Source organism: Pseudarthrobacter oxydans (genome assembly GCF_013314975.1).
Taxonomy (GTDB): Bacteria; Actinomycetota; Actinomycetes; order Actinomycetales; family Micrococcaceae; genus Arthrobacter; species Arthrobacter oxydans.
Window position 1 is genome coordinate 193,262 of sequence record NZ_JABTYH010000002.1, and the last position, 24,957, is coordinate 218,218.

The window sequence follows — 24,957 nt, forward strand, 5'->3', positions numbered from 1 at the left end:
CCATGGCAGTGGAAGCCCACCATCCGAGGACGGGGGCACGTCCCGGATCCATCGCCAGGCCTGCCGCCACCGGGGCAACCGCCCGCGGCCTCGCCATGTGGGTGGTCCCGGAAGAAGGCACCAGCCCGGAACTCCTGGCCCGCGCCGCCCGGCTGGTCCTGGCCAGGGCCCTCGAAACTGCTCCGGAGGCGGAAGTCCACTGGCCCGCCGCCGGAGCTCCCACGCCGGGGTCCTCCGCCGACAAGGGGGGAGCCGCAGACGACTCCTCTCATTCTCCCTCCGCGGCGGAGGACCCTCCCGGCGCCCCCTGCGGGGCACCAGGGGAGGACGACGGCGGCACCCGGCTGCCGCCGTCGGCCGGCCCCGTGAGCCGCATGGCAGTGGACCTCGCCACTGACCAGGTCCTCCTGGACGGGCGGCGGGTGCCGCTGACCGGCGTCGAATTCAAGGTCCTCCGGTACCTGGTCACCCACCTCTCCCGCACTGTGGGCAGGGAGGAACTGCAGGAGTTCCTGGACTCGTTCGAAACCCCCGGCGCCTCGGCCCGGTCCATCGATGTGTACGTGGGGAGGATCCGTCGCAAGCTCGGGAATGCCCGCCATGCCGTGGCCACCGTCAGGGGCGGCGGCTACCAGTTTGTGCCCGGTTCCTGCGCCACCGTCCGCGGACCGGCGGAATACTGCATATGACGCCGGAGTTGTATCACTGAGCGGGAAGCCGCTTCACTTGATGTTTTGCCAGTAATGACAAAGTCTTCCAAAGGAACACCATGAGCCCCACCCTGACCACCAAGCTCCAGCCCGGAACCCCGGCCCCTGACTTCACCCTTCAGGATGCCCAGGGCCGGGAGACTGCCTTGGCCGATTACCGTGGCAAGAACGTCATCGTGTACTTCTACCCGAAGGCCGCCACCCCCGGCTGCACCACCGAGGCCTGCGACTTCCGCGACAGCCTGGCCTCGCTCCAGGGCAAGGGCTACGAGGTCATTGGCATCTCCCCCGACGCCCCCGAGGCCCTGGCCGGCTTCACCGGGGACTTCGGACTGACCTTCCCGCTGCTCTCCGACCCGGACCACGCAGTTGCCCTGGCCTACGGCGCCTGGGGCGAGAAGCTGGTCAACGGCGAAATCACCGAAGGGATTGTCCGTTCCACAGTCGTGCTGGACCCCGAAGGCAACGTCGTCCTGGCGCAGTACCAGGTCAAGGCCGACGGCCACGTGGCCGCCCTGAAGGAAGCCCTGGGAATCTGACCCCTCCCCGATCCTCTCTCACTTACTGCAGCTTTTCCCCAAACGCTCCCGCACTCAACGCGGCTTTTCCCCGAACGCTCCCGCGCTGGCCGCCAGTTCACTGGCCGCCCGTGCGGGGGCGTTCGGTGCTTATGCGGCTGTGTCCGTCGCCCGCGCCTCTTCTGCCGCCGCCTGTGCGTACGACGCCGAAACCCGGCGGTAGACCGGCGTAAGGAAAGCCAGCAGCGCTGCGATGATCATGATGACCCCGGCCACGAGGAAGACGAGGGCGATGCCGCGGGAGGTGCCCTCGCCCAGCAGCGGGGCCAACTGGGCAGCGCCGTCGGCGGACCGGGCGTAGGGGATGATCCAGAACTGGGCGATCGGGGCGATAAGGAACGCCGTCACGGGCGAGGCCGCAGATTCGAAGGCCATGGCGAACCCGAACACCCGGCCCTGCCGCTGCAACGGCACCACCTGCTGGATGACAGTCTGCTCGGCTGCCTCCACGAAGGGGACCAGGACCAGGTAGGCCCAGATGCCGGCGATGTAGAGCCACGCCCACTCCCGGATTGTGAAAACCGCACCGAGGAAGCCCATGAGGGCCACCGCAAGGAGCAGCGTCCGCAAGGGGTTGGACCCCAGTCCGAACTTGCCGATCAGCGCGCCTCCCACAAGGATTCCCGTGAACCCCACGGCGGAAAAGATTCCCCACAGCTCCACAGGGAACATCTCCAGGCCATAGGGGTCCATCAGGGCCATGTAGACGCCGCCAATGAAGTTGTTGAATGTGGAGAACAGGATCAGGGCGAACAGCCCGGAAATGGCCAGCACGGCAGCGAGCGAGCCGCGCAGGTCGAAGCTTCCATGGGCATCCGTGGCCGCTGCCCGGACTTCCTCGGGCATCCGCAGGGTGAGCAGGTGCAGGAACGCCAGTGCCGTGAGCGCCAGCGCGACGGCGATGGTCCAGCCCATCCCGAGCAGCCCCACCGAGAGCCCGGAAAGCACGGACGTGACTATGAACATCAGTCCCTGCACCATGCCCACCAGCCCGTTGGCGTTGGCGCGGCGGTCCGGCTCGATCAGGATGGTCACCGTGGTGGACAGGGCAATGTTGCGCATGTTTTCAACCACCGCGCCGATCAGGATGACCAGCGTGAAAACCCAGAACCACGGCCGGGCCAGGTCCAGCAGCCAGGCGGTGGGCGTCAGCAGGAACATGGCCCCGGACAGTGCAAACATCACCAGGGTGAAGGCCGCGGCGAAGCGCATCACTCCCAGTTTGCGGTAGCGGTCAACGAAGGTGCCGAAGCTGATGCTGGAAGCGGCGATCAGCAGCATGTACGCGCCGCCCACCACTCCGGTGGCGATCACGTTGCGCGTCTCCAGGTACACCCAGAAGGTCAGCGCGAACCAGAGATAGCTGGTGGTGAGGTTGGCGGCCGCGGTGTTCACCAGGATCCCGGCGAAGGTGCGGGACCGCTGCGCCGGGGTGCGCACAGAAGTGTCGACGGCGTCCGGATCAGTCAGGTGCGGAACGTCGCCCCCATCGGGCGCGGCGGACGCCACTGCAACGTCCTCGCCAAGTCTTTTCCCGCCGTCGGAAGCCGCAGCGGCGCGCGGCGGGACCGGCTCCTGCTCGGTCATGCGTCCCAGTGTAATGACAACCCGGGAGCAGGGACACGGTCAGGGTTTGGGGTTTTTGGTCAGCGCTTGTCGCGGTCGCTGAATTCCTCGTCCAGCTCGTAGTGGCGGAACTCGGTTTCGCGGTCCGATTCGCCATCCACCACCATCTCGTGGTCGAGCTGGCGCTGGACCTGGCTGTCCAGGACCTGCAGTTCCTGGTCCGTTACCTTTTCCAGGTCCTCCGGAAACTGGTCGTCCGGAGTGAGGTGCAGCTTGTCGTTCATTGTGCCCGCCATGTCTATCCGCAGTTGCCGTGTCGGTACAGTGTAGCGGTGCTTTCGCCGGCAGATGCAGGCGCCGTTGCAGGAGGCACGACCCGATGACAGGATGGCCGCATGGGCATCGAGGTCCGTCCCGCAACCAGCTTCGAGGACGTCAAAACCATGGTCGGACCCAAGCGGCCTGACGCCAACGTCTGCTGGTGCCTGAGCTACCGCATCCCGTCGAAGCAGAACCAGGCCCTGCGCGGGACCGAGCGCGGGGAGCTGGTGAAGCAGCTGGTGGCACAGGATCCCCCGCCGGGAGTCCTGGCGTACGACGGCGGCGAAGTAGTTGGGTGGGCGGCGGTCCACCCCCGCGCGGACACCAGTTTTGCCGGCAACCGAAAGATCCCGCATGTGGACGACGAAAAGGTGTGGTCCATCTGGTGCATCAGGGTGCGGCCCGGGTACCGGGGCAAAGGAATCTCGCACCAGCTGCTGGCCGGCGCGGTGGACATGGCCCGGACCTACGGGGCGCCGGCAGTCGAGGGGTACCCGGTGGACAACGGCGGCCGGAAAGTGGACCTCACCATGGCCTATGTGGGCACGCGCAAACTGTTTGAGGATGCGGGCTTCACCAAGGCCGCGAACACCGGTTCCGTACTCAACGGGTTCCCGCGGGTCCTGATGCGGCTGGAGCTTCAGCCGCACTGATGGTGTCAGGGTTTCTTCCACCAGCTCCGGGGCCAGTCTTCGTCAATGGCCCACAGCGCCAAAAGGAGCGCGTCCACTGTCATGAGTCCCGCAATGAGGTACGCCCAACCTGTCCACCAACCCATAACAATCTCCTGACCCGGTAACCCCCAGCCACTCGATTGCTCATAAGTGTGGCACCTAAAGCGCCAGGACGGAACGCCCTCCACCCGCAGTCTTGAAAAGCGCCTCCAGCCTCACGTGTGCTTCCGTCTCCAGCTTGAGCCGGCGGGTCAGGCGTTCCACCTGCTGGGACATCTCGTCCCCTACCGGAAGCCGGTCTCCCGGCCAGCTCCAAACCTCCCGCGACTCCGCCAAAGCCGCCGCCAGCGCCGTGGCCGCAGCGCGCACTTTCCGCCTGTGGAAGTAGACCCGCAGCAGCGCCCTGCCTTTGTCCAAAGCCCCCAAGGCTGCGGCCTGGACCCGCGTCGCGTCTATGATCTTGATCTGCCCCATGACCTGCACCTTTTCCGAGCCGTCCAGCTTTCCGGCTGGCCGTCCTTGGCCCTGGTCCGGTGAAAGCTGCTCCGTGCCTTCGAGTGTCCCGGGCGTACCTCAATGTCCGGGCAAGCAGGTCCAAGGATTTCCACAAGATCGATACTCGCCGGTAGCAGCTTTGCACCCCGTGTGAAGCGCTGCGACATGCCCCGTAGGGGTTAATACGGTAGAAGTAGACCTATGGTCTCTCCCACCGAATCCCGGCGTGCCGTTGTCATCGAGGATGACCCGGACATCCGCGGGCTGCTGGTCCGTGTCCTTGTTAAGCAGGGATTCGACGTCACCCAGGCGGGAGCGGGCCTGGCGGGGGTGGAGGAAGTGCGCCGCGTGCAGCCGGACCTGGTCACGCTGGACCTGAACCTGCCGGACCTTGACGGCCTGGAAGTCTGCAAGCTGCTCCGTGAATTCTCGGACGCCTTCATTGTGATGCTGACCGCGCGGGCCGATGAGCTGGACAAGCTGACCGGCCTGGACAACGGCGCGGACGAGTACCTCAGCAAGCCGTTCAGCCCGCGCGAGCTCCAGTCCAGGATCAATGCCCTCTTCCGCCGCCGGCCGTCCGCAGCCGCGGATTCAGCCGCGCGCAGCGAACTGCAGCGCGCCACGGAGGTGCAGAAAAGCCTCCTGCCCCAGGAGGATATCCAGGTTGAAGGCTACGACGTCGCCGGCTTGTTCCGGCCTTCACGGAACGTTGGCGGGGACTTCTATGACTGGTACCAGACCCCGGACGGGCTCCACCTGACCTTCGCCGACGCCATGGGCAAAGGCATGGGTGCCGCGCTCATCGCCGCAACGGTCCGCGCGGTGATGCGCTCCACGGGCCTGCAGCATGACCTGGACACTGCCTTCGGCTCCGCCAGCAAGGCGATCGCCGCTGACCTGGACTCTTCCAACTCCTTTGTCACCCTCTTCCATGCCCGCCTCAATGCCGCTTCCGGAACGGTCAGCTATGTCGACGCCGGCCACGGACTTGCGCTGCATGTCCAATCCGGCAGGACGGTCCGCCGCCTTCCCTCCGGCGGTCCCCCGGTGGGCGCCTGGGCAGGAACGGAGTGGCCGCAGTCGGCCCTGGAACTGCTGCCGGGGGATTCCCTGGTGGTGGTCAGCGACGGCGTGCTGGACGTTTTCGAATCCGTGGAGGACTTCACCGACGCCGTACTCCACGCAACGCAACACCAGGGGTCGGCGCAGGATGCCAGCACTGCCATCCTCGCCCTCGCGCCGGCCGCCACGGCCGAGGATGACGTAACGGTGGTTGTGGTCCGCAGGCTTCCGCAGGAGGCTGCGGCATGACCCGCTTCTGGACCCGGCTTGTTGTTGTCCTGACCGTCATCACGGGCGTCAACTACATCGCCTGGCGCTGGGCCGCCTCACTGAACTGGGACGCCTGGTGGATCGCGCTGCCGCTGGTGGTCGCAGAGACCTACAGCCTCATCGACGTCATGCTCTTCGGCATGACCGTCTGGAAGCTGAAGATCCGCAAGGCCGCCCCGCCGCCCCCGCCGGATGCCACCGTGGACGTCTTCATCACCACGTACAACGAAGACCTGGACATGGTGATGACCACCGCGCTGGCGGCGCAGAAGATCCGGCACCCGCACAGCACCTGGATCCTGGACGACGGCGCCCGCCCCGAGCTGAAGGCCCTCGCCGAACAGCACGGCCTGGGCTACGTCACCCGGAGCGAGGACTGGACCTCCAACCTTCCCCGGCACGCCAAGGCCGGCAACCTCAACAACGCGCTGATGCAGACGCACGGCGAGTTCCTCCTGATCCTGGACGCGGACCAGATCCCGGAGCCGGACATCCTGGAAAAGACCCTCGGCTACTTCAACAACCGCCGGGTGGCGCTGGTCCAGACGCCGCAGTACTTCAGCAACGTTCCCGCCGACGATCCGCTGGGCAGCCAGGCTCCCCTGTTCTACGGCCCCATCCAGCAGGGCAAGGACGGCTGGAACGCCGCCTTCTTCTGCGGCTCCAACGCCATCCTGCGCCGCGAGGCCCTGATGCAGCTGGGCCTGGTGGGCTATGTCAAGGAGACCGAGAAGAGCATCCGCCGGGCGCTGGCTGCCTCGCGCTCCGCCATCAGGCAGGCCCGGAAGTCAGCGGACATGGAAACGCCGCTGGTGGGCCAGGTGCTCGATGAGGTCGAAGCCGCCACCCGCGAGGCCCAGCAGGAACTCGACGCCGGGCAGCCGCTGGGCGAAATCACCTACCGGGTCCGCCGCCGCGTGGACGCTGCCGTGCAGACCCTGGTGATGGCCGACGTCGAAGCCCTCCAGGCGGACCTCGAAGAGATCGCCGCCATGGAAATGGCCCACGTTGGCGAGTCCGGCGTTCCGGTGGTGGCGGACGACGCCGTGCAGCGGATGTCCGCCCGCGACTGGTCGCCGCTGGGAGCCCTTGAATCGGTGCAGGCCGTCCTGGACGCCTTGTCCGTGGAACGCAACGACGAAGCCCAGCCGGTCATGCCGCTGGCCACCATCTCCGTGACCGAGGACATGGCCACCGCCATGCGCATGCACGCCATGGGCTGGGAGAGCGTCTACCACCACGAGGTCCTGGCCTACGGCCTGGCGCCAGAGGACCTGAAGACCATGCTCACGCAGCGCCTCCGCTGGGCGCAGGGCACCATCCAGGTGCTGCTGCGGGAGAACCCGCTGGTCCAGAAGGGCCTCAAGCTGGGCCAGCGGCTGATGTACTTCGCCACCATGTGGACCTACCTGAGCGGCTACGCGGCAGTCATCTATTTCGCCGCGCCCATCATCTACCTGCTGCTGGGCATCCTGCCCGTCACCAGCCTCAGCTGGGACTTCTTCATCCGGTTCATCCCCTTCATGGTGGTCAACCAGCTGCTGTTCGCCGTTGCCGGCCGCGGCATCCCCACCTGGCGGGGGCAGCAGTACAGCCTGGCGCTGTTCCCCACCTGGATCAAGGCGTGCTCGACGGCGGCCCGGAACGTCTGGTTCGGCCGTCCCCTCGGGTTTGCCGTCACCCCCAAGGCCCGCCAGAGCGGCGGACCCAGCTGGAGCCTGATCCAGCCACAGATCGTGGTGTCAGTCCTGCTCGCCGTGGCCGCCGTCGTCGGAATCATCCGCCTGGCCACCGGCCTGGCGGAACCCCTGGGCACCCTGGTGAACGTGGCCTGGGTCATTTTCGACCTGGTGGTCATGAGCATCCTGGTCCGCGCCGTGCTCTACAAGGGGTACGAACCGGCCGCAGAACCCACAGAAGCAACCACTACGGAGAGGAATCCCGATGGAGTTTAGTTATGAGGTCAAGGACTCGTACGCCGAGGTGAAGGCGGACGGGCGGCTCAACATGGTCTCCGCGCCGAAGCTGCGGGAGTTCGTCACCGACGTAATCGCGGGCGGGTCCAACCGGATCGTGGTCAACCTGGAAAACACGGCGTTCATGGACTCCTCAGGCCTCGGGGCGCTCATCGGCTGCCTCAAGGCTGCGCGCCAGGCCGGCGGCGACCTGCGGATCGCGGCCGTCCAGCCGCAGGTGAAGATGGTCCTGCAGCTGACCAGCATGGACAAGGTGCTGACGTCCTACGGTTCAGCCGACGAGGCGTTCAGCAATGACTAACGTCCTGGCATCCCGCAGCTTCCGGGGACCGGCTGCGGACGAGTCCATCGAAGCCGTCCACAACCACCTGGACAGCCTCTGGCTCGACGTCCCCTTTGTGGGGGACATGGACCAGATGACGTTTACGACGGCGGTCATCGAGTCGGCGTCGAACATTGTCCAGCACGCGGAACCCGTGGGGCAGGATCCTGTGGAACTCGGCGTGGACATCGAGGTCCAGCCCGCACTGCTGCAGGCCCGCGTCAGCGCCTATAACGCCAAGCCGCCGTTCGGACCAATGATCCCCGGATCACCGGACGAGGACGCCGAGTCGGGCCGCGGGCTGGCACTGATCGAGGCGCTGGTTACCACCGTCACGTTCGAACGCCAGGACGGAACCAACACCTGGGTCCTCACCCGGACTTCCCAGCACGACTGACCACCCCCACGCCCGGCCACCCTGGTCTGGCCACGCCAGTGGGTGGGCGCGGCTCAAGGCTCGGCGGGGAACAGCACGGACACAGTGGCCCCGCCGCCCGGGGTGTCCGTAATGGAGAGCTCTCCCCCGTGCGCCTGGGCGATCCGCTGGCAGGTGGACAGGCCCAGCCCTGTTCCGGGGCCGTCCCCGGGCCGGTTGAGCCTGACCAGCGGCTCCACGGCCCGCTGCCGCTCCGACGGCAGCATGCCCTTTCCGTTGTCTGCCACCTGGACAGTGACGCCGAGCGGCCCGGTGCCGGCGCTGACGGACACCCGCAGCGGGCGGGTGCCGCTCCGGTAGTTCAGGGAGTTGGCCAGGAGATTCTGGACTAGGGTCCGCAGCTGGGACCGGTCCGCAAACAGTTCGGCGTCCTCGCAGGAGATTCCACTCCCGGCCCCCAGGTCCACGCCAAGATCGCGCATTGCCTCCGCCGTCACCGCCAGCAGGGACACCCGCTCCCGGTTCAGCGCCCCGTCCGCCCTGGAGTAGTCCAGCACGTCCTCCAGCATTCCCAGCATGCGGCGCCCGCTGCTGCCGACGTAGCCCAGGTACTCCACGGAGGGGTGGCCGGCCGGGATGTCCGGATCGTCCTCCGCCAGCTCCACGTACCCCAGGATGGCGGTGAGCGGGGCGCGGAGGTCGTGGCTGACCCTCCCGGCGAACTCGGACAGCAGCGCGTTGCTGCGCCGCAGCTCGGCCAGGGCGTCGCTGAGCTGCAGGGTGCGGTGCTGCAGCTCCAGGAGCTCCACCACCTGCTGGGCCAGCATTTCCAGCATCCCTATCTGCCCGGTGCTGGGGCGTCCGGGCTCATTGGAGAAGACGCACAGGGAGCCGAGCACCAGCCCGGACGGGGTCTCCAGCGGCACGGACGCGTAGAAGCGGACGTCGGCGATCTCTCCGGTGACGAACGGGTTGGCGGCAAAGCGGGAATCCTGCGAGGCGTCGGCCACCACCGTTGTGCTGTGGCTCAGGAAGACCGTGGCGCACATCGAGTCCTCCCGGGAGCAGATCCCGGGGTCGATGCCGAAGGCCGCGATCTGCAGCTGACGCTCCGCGGTGATGATGTTGACCACGCTGTAGGGCACGCCGCACAGGGAAGCGGCGAGCTTGACCAGGTTGTCCAGCGCGCTCCGGGTGGAGGGGTCCGCAAGGACCGGCAGCTCATCCGCAGCGGCAGGGACCAGCCCGTACTTCCGCAGCCCGGCCTCGCGTACCGCGTCCTGATCGGTCAGCATTTGCATAGCCGTCCCGTCCATCTTCTTATGAGCCCCCAGCATCATCCACTCGAGCTCCCCGGCTCTCCCGTGATGATACCGGCTGGCCCCGTGCGCTGTTGTAGTCTTCTTGACACCACCGGAAGCCTGCCTTTGAATATTACGTATGCTGAAATAACAGTTCCATGATGCGGAAGCCTAGGATGACGGAAAGTTGCGTCGCCGGGTGCCGGGAAGTCCGGCCTCCGCATAGCCGTCACCATGGATGCCAGCAGATTCTCACCAAGGGACCAGCCAGCATGAAGCTTGCCGAATTCAACTCCGCGGAACCCGCCCGGGCCGCCGACACCCTCCGACCCTGCATCGACGTCGCCCGCTGGGTGGAGACCGTCGCCGCAGCCCGTCCGTTTGCCAGCAAGGACTCGCTCCTGGCCTTTGCGTCCCAGGCTGCTAGCCCCTTCACGTCCGCCGAGGTCGAGTCCGCTATGGCGCACCATCCGCGCATCGGGGAACGTCCGACGGCGGCCACCACCGAAGCGTCCATGTCCCGTTCGGAGCAGGCCGGGGTGGACCCTGCGGACAGCGCGGTCACCGAGGCCCTGGCCCGGGGCAACAGGGACTACGAGGAAAAGTTCGGCCGGGTCTTCCTGATCCGCGCCGCCGGCCGCACGGCCCCTGAAATCCTGCGGGTCCTGAATGAACGGCTCGCCAACACACCAGCCGAAGAGGACACCATCGTGGCCCAGCAGCTGCGCGAAATCGCCGTACTGCGGCTGGAAGGACTGATCACCGAATGAGCGTCTCCCACGTCACCACCCATATCCTCGACACAGGCGCCGGACGCCCGGCGGCAGGGGTCGCCGTCGTGCTGTACCGGAACGACGGCGGCACCTGGCGGCATGTTGCCGACTCCACCACGGATGCCGACGGCCGAGCCAAGGACCTTGGCCCCGAGCAGCTGGAAGCCGGGCACTACAAGCTCAACTTCGCCACCGGGGACTACTACGCCGGACTGCAGACGGCCACGTTCTTCCCCGAGGTGGACCTGGTGTTCGAGGTGACCGGCCCGGAGCACTACCACGTGCCCCTCCTCCTCAGCCCGTTCGCGTACTCCACCTACCGCGGCAGCTGATCCCGCCCGTTGCCCTGCCACGTACGGTCCCTATCCTGGGGCCAGGCAGCCGTACCGGGAGGGCAACGGCGGAAATGTAGGCTTGATGCATGCCTTCTGAACAGCCCCCCGCCGAGCGCCGCGAAGTCACCGTCCGCCGCGCACCCAAGTATGTGCCGTTCCTTATCCTGGGCGCACTGGTGGGTGTCGCGGCCGCAGCGGTGGCCGCCTACGCGGTGCCCGCGAACCCCAGCTTCGACGCCGGCGCGGTCTTCGGCTTCTTCATGGTGTGGTTCGCCGGCGGCGGCGCGATCCTCGGTGCCATCCTGGCGCTGATCCTGGACCGCCGGAGCATCAAGCGGCAGCAGCGGGCCGTGGTGGAAGCCGTGCCGGACTCCGAACCGGACACGGACGCCCAGCCTTAGCCCGGTCATAAACGGGCAGCCGGAAAAGTCATACCCCATGTCGTGAGATAATCGACCAGTGGCACGCGGCGATGGAAAACTTTCCCATGATCTTCTCCCCGGCGAAAAAGGCCCGCAGGACGCTTGTGGCGTCTTCGGCGTTTGGGCACCAGGTGAAGAAGTAGCAAAACTTACCTATTACGGGCTGTATGCACTGCAGCACCGCGGTCAGGAGTCGGCTGGTATTGCCACCAGCGACGGCAAGCGGATCAACGTCTACAAGGACATGGGACTCGTCTCCCAGGTCTTCGACGAGACCACGCTGAACACCCTGACCGGGCATCTGGCGGTGGGACACTGCCGCTACTCCACCACCGGAGCCAGCCACTGGGCCAACGCCCAGCCCACCCTCGGTGCCACCAGCACCGGAACCGTGGCCCTGGCGCACAACGGCAACCTGACCAACACCGCCGAGCTCAACGCCATGATCCAGGAACGGAACGGCGGCCAGCTCACCGGCGAAATGAAGCAGGGCAACACCTCTGACACTGCCCTGGTCACCGCCCTGCTGGAAGGCGAGCCGGGCAAGAGCCTTGAAGAAACCGCCACCGAGCTGCTGCCCAAGATCAAGGGCGGCTTCTGCTTCGTGTTCATGGACGAAGGCACCCTCTACGCGGCGCGCGACACCTACGGCATCCGTCCGCTGGTGCTGGGCCGCCTGGAGCGCGGCTGGGTGGTGGCCTCCGAGCAGTCCGCCCTCGCCACCGTGGGCGCCAGCTTCATCCGCGAGATCGAGCCCGGCGAATTCATTGCCATCGACGAGCAGGGCGTGCGCTCCCAGCGTTTCGCGGAGCCGACGCCGGCCGGCTGCGTTTTCGAGTACGTCTACCTCGCGCGTCCGGACGCCGCCATTGCCGGACGCTCCGTGTATGAGTCCCGCGTGGAGATGGGCCGCCAGCTGGCCCGCGAAAACACCCAGGTGGCGGACATCGTCATCCCCGTCCCGGAATCGGGAACACCCGCAGCCGTGGGCTACGCCGAGGAATCCGGCATTCCGTTCGCGCACGGCTTCGTCAAGAACTCCTACGTCGGCCGTACCTTCATCCAGCCCTCGCAAACCCTGCGCCAGCTCGGCATCCGGCTTAAGCTCAACGCCCTCGAATCGGTGATCCGCGGCAAGCGCGTAGTGGTGGTGGATGATTCGATCGTCCGCGGCAACACCCAGCGCGCCATTGTCCGGATGCTTCGCGAGGCCGGCGCCGCGGCCGTCCACGTCAAGATCTCCTCCCCGCCCGTGAAGTGGCCCTGCTTCTACGGCATCGACTTCGCGTCCCGCGCCGAGCTGATCGCCAACGGCGCCACCATCGAGGAAATTTCCCAGGCCATCGGCGCCGACTCGCTGGCCTACATCTCCGAAGACGGCATGATCGGCGCAACCCGCCAGCCGCGTGAGCGCCTCTGCACCGCCTGCTTCACGGGCAAGTACCCCATCGAGCTTCCGGGCTCGGACAAACTGGGCAAGAACCTGCTGGAACGCAAGGACCTCGGCGGACTCAAGCCCTCGCCGTCCGCCCTTCCGGGCGCCACGGCGGCCCTTTCCGTGGATTCCGAGGAGGATCCGGCAGAGAAGGCCGGAGCCACCGGCTGCGATCCCGGGCCGGACTCCGAGTTTGAAAACCTGCTCACCGAAGCCGACCTCGTGCCAGAGACCCATCACGTAGCCACCACCCCCGGCGCCGACAAGAAAGAGTCCGTATGACTTCCGCTGCCCCCGCCTCCGGCAACACCTCCGGGAACACTGCCGGCATCACCTACGCCTCCGCGGGCGTCGATGTTGAAGCCGGCGACCGCGCCGTCGAGCTCATGAAGGGTGCCATCAAGGCCACCCACAACTCCTCGGTGATCGGCGGGGTGGGCGGCTTCGCCGGCCTCTACGACGTCTCCAGGCTGCTCACCTACAAGAAGCCGCTGCTGGCTACGTCCACGGACGGCGTTGGCACCAAGGTGGCCATCGCCCAGGCCATGGACATCCACGACACCATCGGGTTCGACCTGGTGGGCATGGTGGTGGACGACATCGTTGTGGTGGGCGCCGAGCCGCTGTTCATGACGGACTACATCGCCTGCGGCAAGGTGGTGCCCGAGCGCATTGCCGACATTGTCCGCGGCATTGCCGCCGCCTGCTCCGTGGCCGGCACTGCCCTGGTGGGCGGCGAAACCGCTGAGCACCCCGGCCTGCTGGGCGAGCACGAATATGACGTGGCGGGAGCCGCCACCGGCGTTATCGAGGCCGACCACCTGCTGGGACCGGACCGCGTCCGTGCCGGCGACGTGGTAATCGGCATGGCCTCCTCCGGCCTCCACTCCAACGGCTACTCCCTGGTCCGCCGCGTCATCAACCACGCAGGCTGGGCACTGGACCGCCAGGTCTCCGAGCTGGGCCGCACGCTCGGCGAGGAACTCCTCGAGCCCACCCGGGTCTACGCAGCGGACTGCCTGGACCTTGCCCGCACCTTCCCCGTCACCGGCGGTGCAGCCGTGCATGGATTCAGCCACGTCACCGGCGGCGGCCTGGCCGCCAACCTGGCCCGCGTCCTCCCCCACGGCCTCGTGGCCACCGTGGACCGCTCCACCTGGGAACTGCCCGCAATCTTCAAGCTGGTGTCCGAGCTGGGCAACGTCCCGCTGGCCGACCTCGAGCGCACGCTGAACCTGGGCGTGGGCATGGTGGCCATCGTGTCCCCCGAAGCCGCAGACGCAGCAGTTGCCCGCCTCAACGACCGCGGCCTGCCGTCCTGGGTCATGGGCACCGTCACCGAGGACTCGGACGCGATCCTCAAATCCGGACCGGACTACGTGCAGGGCGCCAAAGGCGTGGACGGCGGCGCCGTCCGGCTGGTCAACGCTTACGCCTAGATCCTTTGTCGAGTGCTCCGTGACAGCCGTTTTGACCCTTCAGAACGGCCGTTACGGAGCACTCGATGCGCTTGTGCGGACATCGGTTCAATCGCGGTTCTCGGCGAAGCAGTTGATGCCACCGGCTCCGAGGAAACCGTCTGCGACACCGCGACCGGCCCGGTCCGCATCGAAAACAACAAGTAGGCGGAGCCACTGAGGGACAAGCGGCAGCACACCCCACCCAGCACCCTCGTATAGCGCTCCACGCGAAGAGCCCCGGCCACCGGCCGGGGCTCTTTTGCGCACTCATGCCCGAGGTGGATGGCTTCATTATTTCGTTGCATCTTAATGCGAATGATTATTGATAGCATGTGAGTCGATCACTACTCAGTCCTCACATGAAACGACGTCGCCATGCCTGCACCCGCCCTGTCCGTGAAAGACCTCGCCCTCTCGAGCAGCGGCCGACAGCTGGTGCACCCCCTGACCTTCTCCGTGGCAGCTGGGGAGCGCGTTGCGCTGCTGGGCGCCTCAGGATCGGGCAAATCGCTGACGGCCTCCGCCCTGGCCGGTTCGCTTCCCGAAGGGATAACAGCCGGGGGAACCATCACCTTCGGGGCAGGCCCCGGCAAGGGCCGGGCCGTGCTGATCCGCCAGGACCCGGCAACGGCCCTCAACCCCCTGGTTCCGGTCGGCAGGCAGCTGGCCATCCCCCTGCGCTCCGCCGGATACAGCCGGGCAGCAGCAAAGGCCGAAGCCGCCCGGCTGCTGGAGCGGGCGGGCATCGGGGACCCCTCTCTCTTCCTGCCGCGCTACACGGGCCAATTGTCCGGCGGGCAACTGCAGCGCGTCTGCATCGCCCTTGCCCTGGCCTGCGGCGCCCCCGTCCTGGTAGCGGATGAGCCCACCACGGCCCTGGACGCCGTCACGCAAAACACCGTCCTGGAGACCCTCCGAATGTGGAGCACTGAGGGCCGCAGCCTCCTGTTCATCACCCATGACCTGGCAGCGGCCGCCTCCATCTGCACACGCGCCCTGGTGATGGAGGCCGGGCGCATCGTGGAGCAGGCTCCCATGGCGGACCTGCTGCGCAACCCCCGCCACCCCTACACCGTGCGCCTGGTGCAGGCTGCCTCAGGAGCCATGGAGCCGCTGGCGGCGGCACGTTCAACTGACGGTTCAGGGGCACGTTCAGCAACAGCGGCGGCGGCAGCGTGAGCGACGGCGGCGGCAGCGTGAGCGACGGCGGTGGCAGCAACGGCGGCGGCACGTTCAGCAACAACGACGCCGGCAGCGTGAGCAACAGCGGCGGCGTGACCGGAGCACTCGCCGCAGACGGCGTCTCCTTTGCCTATCCGGCACCCCGCGTCGGCAGTTGCGGGGTGCACGGCACCCGCCACGACGGCACCCTCAAAAGCGTCAGCCTCCACCTGGCACCCGGCAGCAGCACCGCCCTGATGGGAAGCTCGGGTTCCGGCAAATCCACCCTGGTGCGCATCCTGCTGGCGCTGGCCAAACCCTCCGCAGGAACGGTGGCCCTGGGCGCCCGCGAGGTGAAGCCCGGGCCCGCGCGGTCCCTCCGCTGGTACCGGCAGGCGGTGCAGTACATCCCGCAAAACCCGGCAGGAAGCCTGGACCCGCGCATGACCGTTTCCCAGCTGCTGAGGGAGCCCCTGCGCCAACTCCGCGTGGCGGGCAACCACAGGGCGCTGGTGGGTGAGGCGCTGGAACGCGTGGAGGTGCCTGCCGGGCTGCTGGAGCGCCGGCCGGGCGAACTGTCCGGCGGCCAGAACCAGCGGGTAGCCATAGCAAGGGCACTGGCAGTGCAGCCTGCCTACCTGCTGGCCGACGAGCCCGTCAGCGGCCTGGACCTTCCGCTGCGGGACACCGTCCTGTCACTGCTTGGCAACCTGGTGCGCCAGGAAGGACTGGGCCTGCTCCTGGTCACCCACGACCTGGGCACCGCTGCCCGGGTGTGCGGCACCACCGCCGTCATGGCGCACGGCCGGATTGTGGAGCACGGACCAACATACCGGGTGCTGGACAGCCCGGGCAGCCCCGAGGCGGCCGCGCTGGTGCAGGCATCAGCAGCCCTGCACTATCCCCCAGGCCTCCCGGCCGGTGCCGCGTGACGACGCTTGAGACCACGGGGCGGACCGCCACAGCGCTGCGTCCCGCTTCCGGGCTGCTCCTGTCCAGCCAGCTGGTCTTCAACATCGGCTTCTACGCCGTGGTGCCTTTCCTGGCCCTGGTCATGACCCGCGACTTTGGCCTGGCGGTAACGGCTGTGGGCATCGTCCTGGGCGCGCGCGTCTTCAGCCAGCAGGGGCTCTTCCTGGTGGGCGGCATGATCACGGACCGTTGGGGAGCACGGCGGGCAATGCTGGCGGGCTGCCTGGTCCGGGTTTCGGGCTACCTCACCCTGGCCATGGCCGGCAGCTTTCCGCTGTTCCTCCTGGGCGCGGTGCTCACGGGCATGGGCGGCGCCCTCTTCTCTCCGGCGTTGGAATCACTGGTGGGGACGGCGGAAGAACGACGGCGGAGCACCAGCGGGAAGGCACCGGCGCTTTTTGCGCTGCTTGCCATCTGCGGGGAAATCGGAGCCGTGGCAGGTCCCCTGCTGGGCGCCCTGCTGCTGGGCGTTTCCTTCACCTGGGCAGCGCTGGCCGGGACAGTGGTCTTCACCGTGATGGCCGGGGTGCTGTGGCACAGCCTGCCTGCGGAAGACCCACGACCGGCACCGGCCACGCAGAAGCGCGGCACCGCGCTGCGGACAGCCGCCATGCTGCGGGACAGGCGATTCGTGGCATTTGCCGCCCTGTACAGCGTGAACCTCCTCGCCTACAACCAGCTGTATTTCGGCCTTCCCGTCGAGCTGGCCAGGACCGATGCAGGCCCGGAGGTGCTGGCAGGCCTGTTCGCCGTCGCGTCCCTGCTGACCGTTGCGCTGCAGTGGCCGATTTCCCGGCTGACAGCCAGGATAGGCGCAGGACGGGCCCTCACTGCAGGATTCATCCTCAAGGGCCTCGCCTTCGGCACCATGGCCGTCCTGGCACAGGTTCCGGCCACCGGCACCATGCAGATCCTGCCGCCGCTGCTGCTTGTGGTGGGACTGTGCCTCGGCCACATGTGCATTGGCCCGGTGGCTTTGCCGCTGGTCCTGGACTTTGCCAACGGCCGCCGGACCGGAATCTACTACGGCCTCCTCGCGAGCATGGGCGGCTGCGCCGTGCTGCTCGGCAACATTGTCCTGGGACCGCTGTACGCAGGAGCCGCCCAGCCGGGACCTGGCGCCGCCTGGCCCTGGGCGCTGCTGGCGGCACTCACGGTGATTCCCGCCGTCGGACTTCCCCGGCTCCTGCCCACCAAAACGTAACCTGCCGGCACCTGGCGCGGGCGCCCACACCCGGCACCACAGCATTCAAACAACCCAACCGAAGGAAAAGGTACTCCCCCATGTCCAGACCCCGCCTCCGCCCGGCACTCACCGGCCTGTCAGTGCTGCTCCTGGCCACTGGCCTGACCGGCTGTTTCGCGGCCGGAACCGACCAGGCAGCCGGACCCGGCACCGATTCAGGCCGGATCAAGCTGGCCATGCTCCAGCCGCCGCGGTCCGGTTTATCCCCGCTGAGCGACGACGCGTTCAAGCTGTCCCGCTGGAAAACAGCCGAAACGCTGGTGGAGCTGGACGAACTCGGCGAGGCACAGCCTTCGCTGGCCACCGAGTGGCAGCAGACCGGTCCGGCCTCCTGGAGCTTTACCTTGCGGGAGGGTGTCGGGTTCCATGACGGAACAGCGATGACCGCGGAAGGAGTGGCGGCTTCGCTGACCGCCGCGGCGCAGGCCAGCCCCAAGCCCAGGATCCTGGATGGCGTTGAGCTGACTGCCCAGGCCGGGGACGCCAACTCCGTCACCATCACCACGGCGACGCCCGACCCCCTCCTGCCCCAGCGGCTGTCCAGCCCCCAGCTGGCCATTCTCGCGGCCTCGGCGTACGGGGAAGGCGGCGTTGTCAGCCCGGTCAATGCCGGAACGGGTCCCTACCGCCTGGTTTCAGTCGACGGCACATCCTCGGCCAGGCTGGACCGGTTCGACGGGTACTGGGGCCCGCAGGCGGAGGCGGAGGGCGTGGATGTCCAGTTCGTCCCGGACGGAACAGCCCGGGCTGCCGCACTCCGGACCGGCGACGCGGACATCGTCGAGGCCATCCCCGTGGGCCAGGTGGCCCAGATCGATCCGGCGCTGGTGCACGAGGTGCCCATGCCCCGGACCAACACGCTGTACCTCAACACCGTCTCGGGCCCGTTCGCCGATCCCGCTGTCCGCGCCGCCGCCCGGGCCGCCGTCGACGCCGGCACCATCGTGGACAGGGTCTACGAAGGCCGGGCGGACCAAGCCTCCGGGCTGCTGGGCCCCGCCCTTCCCTGGGCCGCGGAGCAGCGGAACAGCGGGGAGTACGCGGCCGCCCTGGCCACCCGGGCGGCGGCAGCCGCCGTCGCGGGAACGCCCATCCGGCTCGGAACCTTCACCGACCGCGCCGAACTGCCGGAGGTGGCCGTCCAGCTGGAGCAGCAGCTGGAGGCTGCAGGCTTCGTGGTGGAACAGGACGTGCGGGAGTACCAGCACATCGAGGCGGACGCCCTGGCCGGTAAGTTCGATGCCTTCATCCTCTCCCGCGCCACGGTGCTGGACTCAGGTGACCCGGTGGCCTACCTCTACAGCGACTTCTCCTGTGCCGGCTCCTTCAACATCTCCCAGTTCTGCGACCCCGCGGTGGACGCCGCCCTGGCCAAGGCCGCGGGTATTCCTGCCGGACCCGAGCGAAGGGCCGCCATTTCCGCGGCCGAAAGCCTCATCCTCTCCCGCGACGCCGCCGTCCCCCTCCTCCACGAACGCGCCATCCAGGGCGAATCCACCCGCGTGGGCGGAGTGGAGCGTGACCCGCGCGAACGCGCGCTGGTGACCAGCAGGACCCGACTTGCCGCCAGCACAGGCACTGCAGGCTGATGCCCGGCGGAACGGCTTTTGTGAAAGTCACCGTCTCACGGGTCCTCGCCCTGGTGGCCCTGGTGGTGCTGATCGGCATGATGCCGTGGCTCTCGGGCCGCGGCGCCGAGTACACGATCCTCCGGGCACGGTACTCGGACCGGGAGCCAACTCCCGAGGCGCTGGCCGCGGTCCGGGCGGAACTCGGACTGGAGCAGGGGCCACTCCCCCTCTTCCTGTCCTGGATCCGCGGCGTGTTCGCCGGAGACCTGGGCACGTCCTGGATCAGCAACACGCCGGTGGCGCCCGGCATCGCGTCCGCCCTCAGTGTCTCCGTGACCCTGATGGCCTTTGCCCTTGCCGCGGCCGCCATCATCGCCCTGCTCCTCTGCACACCAGCGGTCATGGACGGGCTGCGGCAAAGGAGGAGGCCGGCGTCGGGAGCCCTGTCCGCAGCCCTCACCTCCCTGCCGGAGTTCCTGCTGGCCGCCATGCTGCTGGTGGCCGGTGCCATCTGGCTCCGGTGGTTCCCGCCCTTCGGATGGAAGGGGCCGGAGTATGCGGTGCTTCCGGCACTGTCGCTGGGCATTCCTGCAGGCGGGCTGATCGGGCTCCTGGCCTCAGACGCCATCCGTGCTGGGTTCGCCGAACAGTGGGTGGCCACCTGGCGGATGTCCGGGGCCGGGCCTGTCCGGCTGACCGCCGCGGTGCTCCGCCGAGCAATGCCGGCAGTGCTGCCGCAAATCGGGCTGGTCCTGATTGGACTGACCGGCGGTGCAGTAGCTGTGGAAAAGGTCTACGCCATCCCGGGGCTCGGCCGGGCGCTGCTCGGAGCCGCCAGCGCGCAGGACATCCCCACGCTCCAGGCGGGCATGCTGGCGCTCATGGGCCTCGCCCTGCTGGTGGGAACGCTGACGACGGCGGCGCGGTACCTGCTGATCGGGCCCGCGGTCCGCTTCGGTACGCTTCCGCTCGCGGAACCTCCGCGGCCGGGGAACCGCCGCCAGCTGGCCCTGCCTGCGGCGGCCGGCGTCGCCCTGCTCCTGATTGTTGTGGCCGGGCTGCTGCGCGATCCCTTCACCTCGGACCATGCCAGGCTTGCGGCCCCCGGCTGGCCGCTTCCGTTCGGTGCCGATGCCAGTGGACGCGACCTGCTGGCCCGCGTGGGGCACGGCGCCGTGGGGACGCTGGGTATGGCGCTGGTGGTGGTGCTGGCCTGCCTGGCCGTGGGAATCGCCGTCGGGCTCTTTCCACTGGCGGCGGCCGGGCCCGTGGAGGTGGCCAACGCGGCGCCGCCCATCCTCGCCGGCCTGGTGGTGGCGGCGCTCATCGGCCCCTCGGCACACGGCGCTGCCGTGGCGGTGGCCGCCGTCAGCTGGGCACCCCTGGCCGCACACACAGCGGCCCTGGCCCAGGAGGCGCGCGCCCAGGCCTACGTGCAAATCCTTCCGGTGCTGGGAGTGGGCAGGGCGCGGATCATGTTCCGGTACGTCCTCCCGGCGGTGGCATGGCCGCTGCTGCGCCACGCGATGCTCCGGCTGCCGGGGATTGCCCTTGCGCTGGCGGCCCTAGGTTTCCTGGGACTGGGCCCGCAGCAGCCCACGCCGGAGTGGGGACTCATCCTGGCCGAGGGCATTGGCTACGTTGAACGTGCGCCCTGGGCGGTGCTGGCACCCGCGTCCGCGCTGGTCCTGGCGTCGGTGGTGGCGGTGGGGCTGGCTGGAGCCGGACACGGGGCCAGGGTGTCCACCGGGAACACTGCAGGAGGCGTCACACTGCCCGGGACAGATCCGGTGCAGGCGCCGGAGCACGTGGGGACGCCAGGGGCGCGGTAGGCCCCCGGGGCAACAGAAAGCCCGCTGCCTGCGCCGTTTCCGGTGCGGGCAGCGGGCCTAATAACTGAAGTCAGCCCCTGCGGTCCAGCTGGACCGGGGGCCGAAAAGAAGCGCTGCACTGGTCCAAAGACCAGGATCCATGTACTGGGTCCACTGGTGCTGCGGCGTCACCAGGGCTGCGCCTTTACGGCAGCAGCACCTTGCGACAACTAGCCGATCCGACGGGTGTCTACCTCGTCGTCGTCTTCTTCCAAATCATCCGCGTACTTATCCACATAAGCCGAATAGTCAGGTTCGACTGGCTCATTCGCATAATGGCTCGTGGCACGACTGCCCGGACCCGTCAGCTCACGCTGAAGTGCCGAATAGTCAGTGTTCGGGGAGTAGTACTTGATATCCCGAGCCTGCTTGGTAGCTTTTGCCTTTTGACGGCCGCGCCCCATGGCGTGACCCCCTTTTGTACTTGGACCGGAGGTGGTCACCTTGGCGTAGGTGAGGCCCCGGAATGTTTGGTCAATTTGTCGTACACCTAGATTACATGCTTTCGACTGCCCCCGCTTGCCACGCGCGGCGCCCTGGGGTGGCCTAGGTTACCATCAGGGCTCCAAACCGCGGGTTTCCCGCTTTTTTCTTCGGTAGAGTCGCTAAAACATCTGTTGATATCCGGGCAGCGGGCCGGCCCGCCGCTGCGCAGAGCACCAGGAGGATGCACCACGTGAATCACCAGGACGTCCCGCCCAAGCCGGCCTCGCCACCCACGGCGGGCCTGCCGCGCGTACCTGCACCAGCAGCCGAACCTGTCCTGCACCCCCGTATGCAACCGGAGGACCCAACGGCGGCGCCTTCCGGGAGGGTCAACGGGCGGACGCTGTGGATTGCAGTCTTCGTTGTTGTGCTGCTGGCGGTCGTCGGTTCCCTGGTGTGGCTTGCCCTGTGGCTGAACTCAAACCAGGAGCCGGGCGCTTCCGGAAGTGCTGCTGAGGGGGTGCTGGAAACCAGGGTGGCGCCTCCCGCCACGGCGCTGCCACTGCCCCGCGAGGGGGTGGCGCCCGCCGACTTCGCGCTGGGCGACTGCTTCAAGGATTTCGACCCCGAGGCACTGGCGTCCACCGTGGTGGCGTGCGATACCGGGCACTCGGCCCAGCTCGTGGCGTTGTTTCGGTACCCGGAGGGTGACTCCTATCCCGGTGCCGAGGCACTGAAGGCCAAGGCGCTGGAAGCATGCCAGGCCGCCCGGCTTGGCCCGGCCGCCAACGACTACGACCTCAACTACGAGCGCAGCTTCCCGAGCACCACCAGCTGGGAATCCGGTGATCGCAGGGTGGATTGTTACGTGACAACCCCCGGCGGAAACGTGATCAACGCAAGCGTGCTGCCCTAGCGGCCACCCCGCCAGGGCAGCACCCTGCCTGCTGTTTTCCGGCCGCCCCTAGTCCTTCCGGCGGACCGAGAGTCCGCTGCTGCGGCCCTCCGCCGCCGGGAGGTCGGTCCCGGCCGCGGTGAGTTCTCCCACGTCCGCGGCCGTGTCCACCAACACCGTGTCGCCGTCGCTGATATCGCCGGCCAGGATGGCTTTCGCCAGGCGGTCGCCGATCTCGCGCTGCACCAGCCGGCGCAGGGGCCGGGCACCGTAGGCGGGATCGAACCCGGACAGGGCCAGCCAGGCCCGCGCACCTTCGGTTACCTCGAGCGTCAGGCGGCGGTCGTGGAGCCGGCGGCCCAGCTCGTCCACGTGCAGTTCCACGATGTGCGCCAGCTCTTCAACGGTGAGGGCATCGAACAGCACCACCTCATCCAGCCGGTTCAGGAACTCAGGCTTGAAGGATGCGTTGACGGCGGCCATCACGGCGTTCCGCTTGGCGTCCGGATCCAGGGTCTGGTCCACCAGGAACTGGCTGCCCAGGTTGGAGGTCAGCACCAGGATCACGTTGCGGAAGTCCACGGTGCGGCCCTGCCCGTCGGTGAGCCGGCCGTCGTCGAGCACCTGCAGGAGGATGTCGAAGACCTCGGGGTGGGCTTTCTCCACCTCGTCCAGCAACACAACTGAGTACGGGCGGCGGCGGACGGCTTCGGTGAGCTGGCCGCCTTCCTCGTAGCCCACGTACCCCGGAGGCGCACCCACCAGCCGGGCCACGGAGTGCTTCTCCCCGTACTCGGACATGTCGATGCGCACCATGGCGCGTTCGTCGTCGAACAGGAAGTCCGCCAGCGCCTTGGCCAGCTCCGTCTTTCCGACGCCCGTGGGCCCCAGGAAGAGGAACGAACCGGTGGGGCGGTTGGGGTCGCTGATGCCGGCCCGCGCGCGCCGGACGGCGTCGGACACCGCAGTGACGGCCTTCGTCTGGCCGATCAGCCGCTTGCCCAGTTCCTCCTCCATATGGAGCAGCTTCTGGCTCTCGCCCTGCAGCATGCGCCCGGCCGGGATGCCGGTCCAGGCGGAGATGACCTCGGCGATGTCGTCGGCGGTCACCTGCTCGGCAACCATCTGCGTGGATTTGTCCACGACGGCGGCCTCGGCTTCCGCGGCAGCGTTCAGCTCGCGTTCAAGGGCGGGAATCTCGCCGTAGAGGATGCGGGAGGCCGTTTCCAGGTCACCTTCGCGGGCGGCCTTCTCGTAGGCGCTGCGCAGTTCATCCAGCTTTGCCTTGAGGTCGCCCACCCGGTTGAGGCCGGCTTTTTCGGCTTCCCAGCGCGCTTTAAGGGCGTTCAGCTCCTCTTCCTTGTCCGCCTTGTCCGCCCGGAGTGCGGCCAGCCGCTCAACGGAGGCGGCGTCCTTTTCGTCCTGGAGGGCCAGCTCCTCCATGGTGAGCCGGTCCACCAGCCGCTGCAGCTGGTCAATTTCCTCGGGCGCCGAGTCGATCTCCATGCGGAGCCTTGACGCGGCCTCGTCCACCAGGTCGATCGCCTTGTCCGGCAGCTGCCGGCCCGAAATGTAGCGGTTGGAGAGCGTGGCGGCAGCCACCAGCGCGGCATCCGCGATGGTCACCTTGTGGTGCGCCTCGTAGCGCTCCTTCAGGCCGCGGAGGATGCCGATGGTGTCCTCCACGCTCGGCTCGCCCACGTACACCTGCTGGAACCTGCGCTCCAGCGCCGGGTCCTTTTCGATGTTCTCCCGGTACTCGTCCAGGGTGGTGGCACCGATCAGCCGCAGTTCGCCGCGGGCCAGCATGGGCTTGAGCATGTTGCCGGCATCCATGGATGAGTCGCCGGTGGCGCCGGCGCCCACCACGGTGTGGATCTCGTCAATGAACGTGACGATCTGGCCCTCGGAGTTCTTGATTTCCTCCAGGACGGCCTTGAGCCGCTCCTCGAACTCGCCGCGGTACTTGGCGCCCGCCACCATGGACGCCAGGTCCAGGGCGATGAGGGTCTTGCCGCGCAGGCTTTCCGGCACGTCCCCGGCGACGATGCGCTGGGCCAGGCCCTCCACCACGGCGGTCTTGCCGACGCCGGGCTCACCGATGATCACGGGGTTGTTCTTGGTGCGGCGGCTCAGGACCTGGACGATCCTGCGGATTTCGGCGTCCCGGCCGATCACGGGATCAAGCTTGCCGGAGCGGGCCATGGCGGTCAGGTCCGTGCCGAACTTTTCCAAGGACTGGAAGGTGTTCTCCGGATCCGGGCTGGTGACCTTCCCGTCGCCGCGGACACCCGGCAGGGCGGCGAGCAGCGCTTCGTGGGAGGCACCGGCGTCGCGCAGCAGGCGCGCCGCGGCGTCGTTGCCGGCCGAGAGTCCCAGGAGGAGGACCTCGGTGGAGACGAAGGTATCGCCGAGCCGGTCCGCTTCCTCCTTGGCGTTCTGGATGGCCTGCAGCGCGGGGCGGGAGAGCTGCGCCTGCTGGCTGGATCCGCCGGAGGTGGCAGGGAGCGCCTTGATGGCGCTGCTCGCCTGGACACTGACGGAGTCCGGGTCCGCACCCGTGGCGCGGAGCAGCGCCACGGCGACGCCTTCGCGCTGGTCCATGAGCGCCTTGAGCAGGTGGGCCGGCTCAACCTGGGGATTTCCGGCCGTGGAGGCGTTCATGGCCGCAGCCGAGAGAGCCTCCTGGCTCTTGGTGGTGAATTTGACGTCCAAAGAGAGCTCCTTCCGGGGGCA

The 24,957-nt window shown here is 67.9% G+C and carries 24 protein-coding genes; 18 read left to right on the forward strand and 6 right to left on the reverse strand.

Going from position 1 to position 24,957, the window contains the following annotated elements:
- The first annotated feature begins 2 nt into the window (after window positions 1–2).
- Together HTS88_RS02450 and bcp are read left to right on the forward strand one after the other, a co-directional pair.
- A complete protein-coding gene (locus HTS88_RS02450; protein WP_174175126.1) occupies window positions 3–689 on the forward strand; it encodes a winged helix-turn-helix domain-containing protein in 687 nt (228 codons plus the stop codon).
- A gap of 80 nt (window positions 690–769) precedes the next feature.
- Window positions 770–1,249 carry a thioredoxin-dependent thiol peroxidase gene (gene bcp / locus HTS88_RS02455; RefSeq protein WP_174175128.1) on the forward strand — a complete coding sequence of 160 codons (480 nt, stop codon included), beginning with the start codon at window positions 770–772 and terminating at the stop codon, window positions 1,247–1,249.
- A gap of 129 nt (window positions 1,250–1,378) precedes the next feature.
- Here the strand turns inward: bcp and HTS88_RS02460 are convergent, their stop codons facing one another.
- Together HTS88_RS02460 and HTS88_RS02465 are read right to left on the reverse strand one after the other, a co-directional pair.
- On the reverse strand, window positions 1,379–2,875 hold the full coding sequence (locus HTS88_RS02460; RefSeq protein WP_174175130.1) for an MFS transporter: 1,497 nt from the start codon (window positions 2,873–2,875) through the stop codon (window positions 1,379–1,381).
- A 59-nt stretch (window positions 2,876–2,934) separates the two neighbouring features.
- The gene (locus tag HTS88_RS02465) at window positions 2,935–3,138 is read right to left on the reverse strand and encodes a hypothetical protein (protein WP_174175132.1); all 204 of its coding nucleotides are present in this window, start codon (window positions 3,136–3,138) and stop codon (window positions 2,935–2,937) included.
- Between the two features lie 111 nt (window positions 3,139–3,249).
- Between HTS88_RS02465 and HTS88_RS02470 the strand changes: the two genes are divergently transcribed.
- On the forward strand, window positions 3,250–3,828 hold the full coding sequence (locus tag HTS88_RS02470; RefSeq protein ID WP_174175134.1) for a GNAT family N-acetyltransferase: 579 nt from the start codon (window positions 3,250–3,252) through the stop codon (window positions 3,826–3,828).
- A gap of 180 nt (window positions 3,829–4,008) precedes the next feature.
- Here HTS88_RS02470 and HTS88_RS02475 read toward each other — a convergent pair whose 3' ends face one another.
- On the reverse strand, window positions 4,009–4,323 hold the full coding sequence (locus HTS88_RS02475) for a hypothetical protein (RefSeq protein WP_174175136.1): 315 nt from the start codon (window positions 4,321–4,323) through the stop codon (window positions 4,009–4,011).
- A 222-nt stretch (window positions 4,324–4,545) separates the two neighbouring features.
- Between HTS88_RS02475 and HTS88_RS02480 the strand changes: the two genes are divergently transcribed.
- From HTS88_RS02480 to HTS88_RS02495, 4 genes are read left to right on the forward strand one after another with little or no spacing between them, the layout of a single operon-like run.
- Window positions 4,546–5,658 (forward strand): PP2C family protein-serine/threonine phosphatase, encoded by a 1,113-nt coding sequence (locus HTS88_RS02480; protein WP_174175138.1) that lies wholly within the window; start codon window positions 4,546–4,548, stop codon window positions 5,656–5,658.
- Entirely contained in the window at window positions 5,655–7,634 is a 1,980-nt protein-coding gene (locus tag HTS88_RS02485; protein WP_174175140.1) for a glycosyltransferase family 2 protein, read from the forward strand. The genes HTS88_RS02480 and HTS88_RS02485 overlap by 4 nt, the downstream gene beginning before the upstream one ends.
- Window positions 7,624–7,956: an STAS domain-containing protein gene (locus tag HTS88_RS02490; protein ID WP_174175141.1), complete on the forward strand. Its 333-nt coding sequence runs from the start codon at window positions 7,624–7,626 to the stop codon at window positions 7,954–7,956. The genes HTS88_RS02485 and HTS88_RS02490 overlap by 11 nt, the downstream gene beginning before the upstream one ends.
- Window positions 7,949–8,374, forward strand: coding sequence for an ATP-binding protein (locus tag HTS88_RS02495; protein WP_174175143.1), 426 nt, complete (start codon window positions 7,949–7,951; stop codon window positions 8,372–8,374). Before HTS88_RS02490 ends, HTS88_RS02495 begins: the two co-directional genes overlap by 8 nt.
- 53 nt (window positions 8,375–8,427) lie before the next feature.
- Here HTS88_RS02495 and HTS88_RS02500 read toward each other — a convergent pair whose 3' ends face one another.
- A complete protein-coding gene (locus HTS88_RS02500) occupies window positions 8,428–9,654 on the reverse strand; it encodes a GAF domain-containing sensor histidine kinase (RefSeq protein ID WP_174175145.1) in 1,227 nt (408 codons plus the stop codon).
- Between the two features lie 272 nt (window positions 9,655–9,926).
- Between HTS88_RS02500 and uraD the strand changes: the two genes are divergently transcribed.
- From uraD to HTS88_RS02550, 10 genes are all read left to right on the forward strand, one after another.
- On the forward strand, window positions 9,927–10,424 hold the full coding sequence (gene uraD / locus HTS88_RS02505; protein WP_174175147.1) for a 2-oxo-4-hydroxy-4-carboxy-5-ureidoimidazoline decarboxylase: 498 nt from the start codon (window positions 9,927–9,929) through the stop codon (window positions 10,422–10,424).
- A complete protein-coding gene (gene uraH / locus HTS88_RS02510; protein WP_066279543.1) occupies window positions 10,421–10,759 on the forward strand; it encodes a hydroxyisourate hydrolase in 339 nt (112 codons plus the stop codon). Before uraD ends, uraH begins: the two co-directional genes overlap by 4 nt.
- A gap of 89 nt (window positions 10,760–10,848) precedes the next feature.
- Window positions 10,849–11,163, forward strand: coding sequence for a hypothetical protein (locus tag HTS88_RS02515; protein ID WP_174175149.1), 315 nt, complete (start codon window positions 10,849–10,851; stop codon window positions 11,161–11,163).
- A gap of 58 nt (window positions 11,164–11,221) precedes the next feature.
- Window positions 11,222–12,901, forward strand: coding sequence for an amidophosphoribosyltransferase (purF, locus tag HTS88_RS02520; RefSeq protein WP_174175151.1), 1,680 nt, complete (start codon window positions 11,222–11,224; stop codon window positions 12,899–12,901).
- The gene (gene purM, locus HTS88_RS02525; protein WP_174175153.1) at window positions 12,898–14,058 is read left to right on the forward strand and encodes a phosphoribosylformylglycinamidine cyclo-ligase; all 1,161 of its coding nucleotides are present in this window, start codon (window positions 12,898–12,900) and stop codon (window positions 14,056–14,058) included. The genes purF and purM overlap by 4 nt, the downstream gene beginning before the upstream one ends.
- A gap of 396 nt (window positions 14,059–14,454) precedes the next feature.
- Window positions 14,455–15,258 (forward strand): ATP-binding cassette domain-containing protein, encoded by an 804-nt coding sequence (locus tag HTS88_RS02530; RefSeq protein ID WP_174175155.1) that lies wholly within the window; start codon window positions 14,455–14,457, stop codon window positions 15,256–15,258.
- Window positions 15,255–16,172 (forward strand): ABC transporter ATP-binding protein, encoded by a 918-nt coding sequence (locus HTS88_RS02535; protein ID WP_343044864.1) that lies wholly within the window; start codon window positions 15,255–15,257, stop codon window positions 16,170–16,172. The genes HTS88_RS02530 and HTS88_RS02535 overlap by 4 nt, the downstream gene beginning before the upstream one ends.
- Entirely contained in the window at window positions 16,169–17,416 is a 1,248-nt protein-coding gene (locus HTS88_RS02540; protein WP_343044865.1) for an MFS transporter, read from the forward strand. Before HTS88_RS02535 ends, HTS88_RS02540 begins: the two co-directional genes overlap by 4 nt.
- A gap of 80 nt (window positions 17,417–17,496) precedes the next feature.
- Entirely contained in the window at window positions 17,497–19,047 is a 1,551-nt protein-coding gene (locus HTS88_RS02545; protein WP_174175157.1) for an ABC transporter substrate-binding protein, read from the forward strand.
- Between the two features lie 20 nt (window positions 19,048–19,067).
- Window positions 19,068–20,861 carry an ABC transporter permease subunit gene (locus HTS88_RS02550; RefSeq protein WP_343044866.1) on the forward strand — a complete coding sequence of 598 codons (1,794 nt, stop codon included), beginning with the start codon at window positions 19,068–19,070 and terminating at the stop codon, window positions 20,859–20,861.
- Between the two features lie 209 nt (window positions 20,862–21,070).
- Here the strand turns inward: HTS88_RS02550 and HTS88_RS02555 are convergent, their stop codons facing one another.
- Entirely contained in the window at window positions 21,071–21,304 is a 234-nt protein-coding gene (locus tag HTS88_RS02555) for a DUF3073 domain-containing protein (protein ID WP_050053419.1), read from the reverse strand.
- 263 nt (window positions 21,305–21,567) lie between these two features.
- Between HTS88_RS02555 and HTS88_RS02560 the strand changes: the two genes are divergently transcribed.
- Entirely contained in the window at window positions 21,568–22,242 is a 675-nt protein-coding gene (locus tag HTS88_RS02560) for a septum formation family protein (protein WP_217432136.1), read from the forward strand.
- A gap of 48 nt (window positions 22,243–22,290) precedes the next feature.
- On the opposite strand, the gene clpB is transcribed toward HTS88_RS02560, so the two are convergent.
- Window positions 22,291–24,936 (reverse strand): ATP-dependent chaperone ClpB, encoded by a 2,646-nt coding sequence (clpB, locus tag HTS88_RS02565; RefSeq protein WP_174175163.1) that lies wholly within the window; start codon window positions 24,934–24,936, stop codon window positions 22,291–22,293.
- Between the last annotated feature and the right edge of the window lie 21 nt (window positions 24,937–24,957).

Coding starts and splice junctions, on each gene's coding strand:
- HTS88_RS02545 (WP_174175157.1), top strand. CDS start 17,497: ATGTCCAGACCCCGCCTCCGCCCGGCACTCACCGGCCTGTCAGTGCTG.
- uraH (WP_066279543.1), top strand. CDS start 10,421: ATGAGCGTCTCCCACGTCACCACCCATATCCTCGACACAGGCGCCGGA.
- purM (WP_174175153.1), top strand. CDS start 12,898: ATGACTTCCGCTGCCCCCGCCTCCGGCAACACCTCCGGGAACACTGCC.
- HTS88_RS02470 (WP_174175134.1), top strand. CDS start 3,250: ATGGGCATCGAGGTCCGTCCCGCAACCAGCTTCGAGGACGTCAAAACC.
- HTS88_RS02480 (WP_174175138.1), top strand. CDS start 4,546: ATGGTCTCTCCCACCGAATCCCGGCGTGCCGTTGTCATCGAGGATGAC.
- bcp (WP_174175128.1), top strand. CDS start 770: ATGAGCCCCACCCTGACCACCAAGCTCCAGCCCGGAACCCCGGCCCCT.
- HTS88_RS02475 (WP_174175136.1), bottom strand. CDS start 4,323: ATGGGGCAGATCAAGATCATAGACGCGACGCGGGTCCAGGCCGCAGCC.
- HTS88_RS02495 (WP_174175143.1), top strand. CDS start 7,949: ATGACTAACGTCCTGGCATCCCGCAGCTTCCGGGGACCGGCTGCGGAC.
- HTS88_RS02560 (WP_217432136.1), top strand. CDS start 21,568: ATGCACCACGTGAATCACCAGGACGTCCCGCCCAAGCCGGCCTCGCCA.
- HTS88_RS02515 (WP_174175149.1), top strand. CDS start 10,849: ATGCCTTCTGAACAGCCCCCCGCCGAGCGCCGCGAAGTCACCGTCCGC.
- HTS88_RS02460 (WP_174175130.1), bottom strand. CDS start 2,875: ATGACCGAGCAGGAGCCGGTCCCGCCGCGCGCCGCTGCGGCTTCCGAC.
- HTS88_RS02465 (WP_174175132.1), bottom strand. CDS start 3,138: ATGAACGACAAGCTGCACCTCACTCCGGACGACCAGTTTCCGGAGGAC.
- HTS88_RS02530 (WP_174175155.1), top strand. CDS start 14,455: ATGCCTGCACCCGCCCTGTCCGTGAAAGACCTCGCCCTCTCGAGCAGC.
- HTS88_RS02500 (WP_174175145.1), bottom strand. CDS start 9,654: ATGCAAATGCTGACCGATCAGGACGCGGTACGCGAGGCCGGGCTGCGG.
- uraD (WP_174175147.1), top strand. CDS start 9,927: ATGAAGCTTGCCGAATTCAACTCCGCGGAACCCGCCCGGGCCGCCGAC.
- HTS88_RS02555 (WP_050053419.1), bottom strand. CDS start 21,304: ATGGGGCGCGGCCGTCAAAAGGCAAAAGCTACCAAGCAGGCTCGGGAT.
- HTS88_RS02490 (WP_174175141.1), top strand. CDS start 7,624: ATGGAGTTTAGTTATGAGGTCAAGGACTCGTACGCCGAGGTGAAGGCG.
- HTS88_RS02450 (WP_174175126.1), top strand. CDS start 3: ATGGCAGTGGAAGCCCACCATCCGAGGACGGGGGCACGTCCCGGATCC.
- HTS88_RS02485 (WP_174175140.1), top strand. CDS start 5,655: ATGACCCGCTTCTGGACCCGGCTTGTTGTTGTCCTGACCGTCATCACG.